Origin of the sequence: Alkalispirochaeta alkalica DSM 8900, from assembly GCF_000373545.1 — a bacterium.
Classification (GTDB): Bacteria; Spirochaetota; Spirochaetia; order DSM-27196; family Alkalispirochaetaceae; genus Alkalispirochaeta; species Alkalispirochaeta alkalica.
Window position 1 is genome coordinate 1 of sequence record NZ_KB891735.1, and the last position, 3,267, is coordinate 3,267.

A 3,267-nucleotide genomic window follows, 5' to 3' on the forward strand; every position below is an offset into this window, starting at 1 on the left:
ACCCAGGACGACGAGCTGAAGTACGTCTTTCTCCTGGAGACCCCCGACAGGCGCGCGCAGAGCGCAGTGAGCCCCGAGTGCCAGGCGGTGTTTGTCCTGGACTACGAACTGGAGCTCACCGGAGGAGACCGCGATGGCGGAGAAGCGACGCTCGAAAGCTCCGACGGTGCGTACACGCAGAGTGTCGCTTTCACCGGTGGACAGGAGGAACAGGAATCGATCCTCCTGCGGTTCCTCGATGTAGAGCCGGGCAAGACCTATCGTTTGCGCGTTGATACCTCTGATGGCCAGGCGCTCCTGTTTGAAGGAGCCCCGTTCATGCACCTCTTCGGCGCGGCCACAGGAGCGAATCCATGAAGATGATAACCTCGCGCATGGTGTACTTCAAGGAGTACACCTCGTATCGCTTCGAAAACCCCGAGAATCCCGATAGCCTGGTGGGGGTGAAGGAACCTCAACGGGGAACAGAGGAAACCGCTGCGGTGGATGTGGAGGACAAGTGGGTTTATGTGGTGCGCTCGACCCGCTATATCCCCGGCGATGGCGTTGCTGCGTACATTAACGAGATCAAGCCGCGCGCTGGCAGCGCCTACCCTCTGCCGATCTACGAACAGGAAGCGAGCTTTCCCTGCTGGAGTTTCTTCTGCCTTTCCCCGATTCGTCTGAGCCTGCCACGGCAGGAGGCGCTGCGACGGCAGGTCCAGGCGATCACGAAACGCGAAAACGCCTCTCTGTCTCCCCGCTGCGACCGCCTCCTCCTCTTACCCCTGACAACCAGGCAGGAGGAGGATCTGCAGGGTACCTGGCTGTCAACGTTTAGTGCACCCCGGGATGTCGAACGGATCGACGAGGAAAAAAATCACACCACCACGGTGTACCTGCACGACTACGCCGCGCGGTTGCAGGAGTACGCCGAGCGCTACGAAGAGTATCAAGAGCGCTACAAACGATTCATCGAAGAAAAGGTGCGCGTCAGGTCACCCCGCACCGGCGACAACGAGATCCATGCACGAGCGTTGTATGAAGCCCTGGGGCTGAACATTGATACGCTCCTCGGCAGCAACCCCTCGGCCCAACGGTGCGTCTATAGCAATGAGTACCGACAGTGGAAAGAGCAACACCGGGAAGGCGCCGCCGACGTGCTTATGCCCATGGAACAGCTTGGCGTACTATCGGCGGCGATCCTTGATCAACCGGTGTTTCACGCCTCGCTTATCGACTATGACTACAGCAGCGATCCGGCGGAACAGCAAAAGGGGGAGATCGTATTCGGCACGGCGATGGAACGCCTCAGTAACACCATGCCGGTGTTCGATGTACTCAAGCGCCGCTTTGACGAGGCTGACGAGAAGGTCCAGCAGTTCTTCAGCGACTACAACCCCGATGAGAGCGACACTCCGAAGATCGACGACCTTACCGCCAAGATCGGTGAAGATAACTGGACAGCACGCTTCATAAGCGGTGCCAGGACGATACAAGGAACAGATCTACCTCTAAGCGAGGGCACCACCTGTGTGCTTGAGATACTCAGCCATGCGATCGCCATGAAAGATACGCCCCTGGTGGTATGGAAACGGATCGTAGACCGTCGCTACAAAACGGGTCTGGTCTCAACCAGCGACGCCAACATGGCCGCCCGGCGCGCCAGATACCCGAATCCAGATGCTTGGAGAGATGCGATGAACGACCGCTACAGTCATCGCTATGGGCATATCGAAGCGAAAGAACATGATGGAATCTGGTACGCCGAGTACCAGGGGCTCGGGATCGATGCACAGGGTAAACGGCGGCTTCAGGGTATTCACAAGGGGGTCGAGTCCTTTCAGAGGGCCTACGCCGTGTTCCAGGTGGCCATGAGCCTGTATGATCTCACGCAGGCTGAAGGTGACGACGAGCGACTCAGCGCGACGATCCGGGTTGCCGAGAACGTGGTGTCCCTTGCCTCGAACATGGCTGCCGCCGGGAGCCTCTGGGGGCCGGGTCTGAATATGCTTCTGGCCGCCTGGAATCAACAGGAGGCGCTTGCGGCGATGCAGCGGGCAGCGCGGGCACAGCAACCGCGCGAGGCGCTCGCTCGCGCGGGGGAAAGCGGCGGAAGAGCGATCGAGATGACCGGCGCAACGATGACCATGAAATACGTGATCGCAGCCAAAGGCGGCGCACAGATCGGCGGCACGATCGGGGGAGCGGCCACGATAAAAGTCGGTGGCCTGGGAGCGATCCCCGGGGTGCTGCTCGGGGCAATCGTCGCGCTCGCCGGAGCGCTTGTTACGGGGCTCTTCCAGCAGCTTGCCGGGCGACTGCGGCGGGAGGATTACGAGCAGTGGCTCGAGCACACCTTCTGGGGAAGGAGTTACGCCGGGGAAGGATTCTGGGCGAACACCATCGGCCAGCACGGACCGGATCGAACCTGGCAGTGGCTCCCGGCGAGGGTTGGCGAGTTCCGCGATGATCTGGAGTTGCAACTGTTTGCCTTCGAGGCGCTTAAGAACCGCTATGAAGTGACGCTGGAGTATCACGATCTGCACCGCGTCTCGCGGGGGTTCTTTCGCAGCGGCGAGGTGAGCCCCCTGTCGCTTCTGGAGATCGTGATCGATATGCCGCCGGTGACAGACCCGACGGAGCTGCGCCTGGAGCAGCTTGTTCTTGAGGGGAACGGGTACCGCGCCGAACTGAGCGAGCAGGTACGATCCTGTGGCAATCTCCTGGGCGAGGCGGCGAGCACGAAGCTGCGCGATGCCGAGACGGGCCGCTACGAGTACCGGGTGCGACTGTGCGACAAGAGCACCACGGCGGCGCTGGAGGTTTGGAACGACGCATGGCTCACCGAGCGGGCCCCCCGCTACCGCGCGATGCTTGCGTTGCCCGAGTTTGATCCTGCTCATCCCCACTGGAAGAAGCTTCGTCGGGGGATGAAGGAGCTGCCCCTACGCTGCCACAATCTGCGCAGACAGCTCTTTGTGCTTGGGAACCTGCGGGGATATCACCAGCGGGGATCGCTGGTTTCAGCACACTCCTCCCCGGTGACGGTGAGGGGGCGGATGGTGCTCCGGCTGGACCCCGAGGACGAACGAGAGATCTCCCGCGAGTTCTCCACTACCCTGCGACTTGAAAGCTATCCGGGACTGCTCGACGAGTATCAGTCACGAGCGGTGCAACGCGCATTGAACAACCCCACAACGATTGGACTGGAGGAACTGTGAGCGGCAAGAATCGATTGAGAAAGATGGTGCGGATTCTGACAAGCACTCTGGTGGTCTTGAGCCT

The 3,267-nt window shown here is 60.8% G+C and carries 2 protein-coding genes; both read left to right on the forward strand.

Annotation, left to right across the window (positions count from 1 at the left end; genetic code table 11):
• On the forward strand, positions 1–357 hold a 357-nt coding region (locus tag B071_RS17275), incomplete at its 5' end, for a hypothetical protein (RefSeq protein WP_040588292.1).
• Positions 354–3,203 carry a hypothetical protein gene (locus B071_RS0111155; protein ID WP_018527164.1) on the forward strand — a complete coding sequence of 950 codons (2,850 nt, stop codon included), beginning with the start codon at positions 354–356 and terminating at the stop codon, positions 3,201–3,203. The genes B071_RS17275 and B071_RS0111155, both read left to right, overlap by 4 nt.
• Positions 3,204–3,267 lie beyond the last annotated feature (64 nt).

Excerpts from the sequence above, each read along its gene's own strand:
- B071_RS0111155 (WP_018527164.1), top strand. The coding sequence starts at position 354 with ATGAAGATGATAACCTCGCGCATGGTGTACTTCAAGGAGTACACCTCG.